Source organism: Nostoc sp. CHAB 5715 (assembly GCF_020829685.1).
GTDB lineage: Bacteria > Cyanobacteriota > Cyanobacteriia > Cyanobacteriales > Nostocaceae > Nostoc.
In genome coordinates this window covers 1-2,689 of sequence record NZ_JAIVFR010000987.1, presented here as the reverse complement: position 1 = coordinate 2,689, position 2,689 = coordinate 1, and the positions used below count along the sequence as shown (strand labels likewise).

The window sequence follows — 2,689 nt, the reverse complement described above, 5'->3', positions numbered from 1 at the left end:
CAGGGCTATTTCGTTCTAGACAGAAACCGCCCAGAACTGAAGTTCACAGGCTTTTAGCTAAAGTCCGTTAAAACGGACTATAACCTTTTCTCAGTCGTCTTTAGACGACTTTCGCTATTAGACTCAGAATTCATTCTGAGGCGGACTAGATGAGAATGAAATAGCCCTGGGGACAAGGGGACAAGAGAATAACCTATTACAAATGCCCAATGCCCAATGCCCAATGCCCAATGCCCAATGCCCAATTTTAAAATACCTGCTCAAAAGCCTCAATCAAACTGTTAACTTCCTCAAGGGTGTTGTAATGCACCATACTCACCCGGACTATTCCACCTTGCGACGCTAAACCCAAATATTCAATCAACCGTTTAGCATAAAAATCTCCGTAGCGAATCGCAATATAATGTTGGTCAATTTTTGCCGGAATGGTTGAGCTATTCATTCCATCTACTACAAAAGATATAGTTGGCACACGGAATTTACGGTCAGCTTTTGATTGACCAATCACTCGCACATTAGACTTGCTGTTGAGGTAATTTAGGAGGCGATCGCTAATATGTTCTTCATGTATACTAATTAAATCAAACGCCTGCACCATTTGATTTCTCAAATCGGGTGCAGTTTGATTGCCGTAGTGCAGTTGTGCTAACTCACTTAAATAATCACATAAACCCAACATTCCATAACTTAATTCAAAATTGACATTCCCTAACTGAAATTTATAAGGTATATCTGTCTGCTCAATAAAATAATGGTTAAGACCAGGTAATCTTAATAAATGTTCTTCTTTGCCATAAAGTAAAGCATGATGTGGCCCATAGACTTTATAAAAACTCAAAACATAGAAATCAACATCCAAATCTTGGACATCAACTAATCTGTGGGGTGCATAAGCTACACCATCCACACAGATCATCGCGTTGCGATCGTGTACAAATGCAGCAATTTCTTTGATAGGATTAATGGTTCCCAAAACATTAGAAGCATGAGTCAATGCTACTAGTTTTGTACGCTGACTCATCAATGGTTCTAAATCTGCTAAATGAAGTTCCAAGGTATCTGGGCGAATTTGCCACACTTTAACCTTCATTCCTTGTTTTTCCAGAGCTACCCAAGCACCAATATTGGCCTCATGGTCACAATTAGTAACAATAATTTCATCACCAGGTGTAAAGGTTTGACCAAGGCAAATAGAAAGAACTTTCAACATCATCGTAGTAGATGGGCCCATAACCACTTCTTTATAAGAATTGGTGTTAATGAAAGTAGCCATTCCCCTAGTTGCTAAAGCTAATCGTTCTCCTGCAAGTTGAGAAACTGCATAAGAAGCTCCCAACTGAACATCAGAACTCAAGAGGAATTCGCTAATTCTATCTACTATTTTTTTCAGGGTTTGTGATCCGCCAGCATTATCAAAAAAAGTCCATTCACCAGCTAGAGCGGGAAAATATTGCCGAACTTTATCAAGATTCAAAAGCATAGTATAAGTTTTTTGGAGAATGTTCTTTACCCTAGCCTACCTTTTGGCAAGTCGCCCAGAGAGCATCTACATCCTCTCTTGGTGTTTACAGATTGTTATGCCAGCCTTCTTCTTCTGCAAGAATCTCTCTACAGAGGGGGTATACTTGGTAACCCAAAGAGTATCTTAATGATATATCTTACTTCCAACAAAGGTTAATGTCTTGATTCTTCACAACTCTCGCCAGTTTTATTTGATAAGTTTAAGGTAGAGTCAAAGCAACTATAGGACTACTATAGGACTCCTATTTGATTTTTGAAATACACGTAGTTTTGGTGGGCAAAGCCCACCAAAACCCGGATATGGTGGGCAAAGCCCACCCTACATTACTTAAAATTTTTCACATATCATTTAGGATTCCTATATTTGATTTTTCAAAAGATACGTAGGATGTGTAGCTGCGAGAGTGCGGCGCCAAATCCTTGCCAATGGGGCGTTACGGATTTCATTCTAATGCACCCTACAGCACCTAATTTTGTTCAAAAATCAAATAGTAATCCTATATTGTTGTTATTTTTAATTCCTTGATTGAAAACAAAGGAACGAGCTATGAATACTACGGTTAAATACGACATCGAGGTTATCAAGGAAGAAGCACTTCAACTTGTTAAAAAGAGACTTGTTAACCGTCAGCAGTCAATTTATACCCTTTGTAAATATATTCCTCATTGTGACTGGGTTAATTTTGAACTTGAGTTAGAAAAAAACGAATTTTTACTCAGAGATAGAATTATCGACCTCCTGAACCACGAATCTTGGGAAGACGATTGAGGCTGCATTTAGAAGCTGAACCTTATTAACAGCATCTCAATAAAATTAAAATTATAAATTTATTTTTCATTAAAAACCCTCGAATTAAGTTGGGGTTACAAACCAATACGCATCTCTCAAAATAGTTGTGTCAGGTAATACCTCACGGGTGAGCCACAGCCTGGCATTTGATGACGATTGATTGGTGGAATCAAGAAAAATGTTCTGCTATCTTTAATTTGACAATAGAATGAGTTTGGCAACTCTAAAATTCTATTTACTTGCTGCTTTAGTTAGTAACTTACATTGTGTCCCTTGTATTACGTTTTCTAATTTTTATTAAAGCGAATCTATCAATATAGTTGATTGATAGTTGCTTCATAGTTAATTGCACCAAAAATAATCCCTGATTCTCAACAG

At 37.7% G+C, this 2,689-nt stretch carries 2 protein-coding genes; one reads left to right on the top strand and one right to left on the bottom strand.

The genetic code is table 11. The features are described 5' to 3' along the window. Positions 1-247: 247 nt before the first annotated feature. Complete coding sequence (locus LC574_RS34790) at positions 248-1,480, bottom strand: cysteine desulfurase-like protein (RefSeq protein WP_229458172.1); 1,233 nt, start codon at positions 1,478-1,480, stop codon at positions 248-250. Between the two features lie 588 nt (positions 1,481-2,068). Here LC574_RS34790 and LC574_RS34785 point away from each other — a divergent pair. Then, entirely contained in the window at positions 2,069-2,290 is a 222-nt protein-coding gene (locus tag LC574_RS34785) for a DUF4327 family protein (protein ID WP_229458171.1), read from the top strand. The last annotated feature ends 399 nt before the right edge of the window (positions 2,291-2,689 follow it).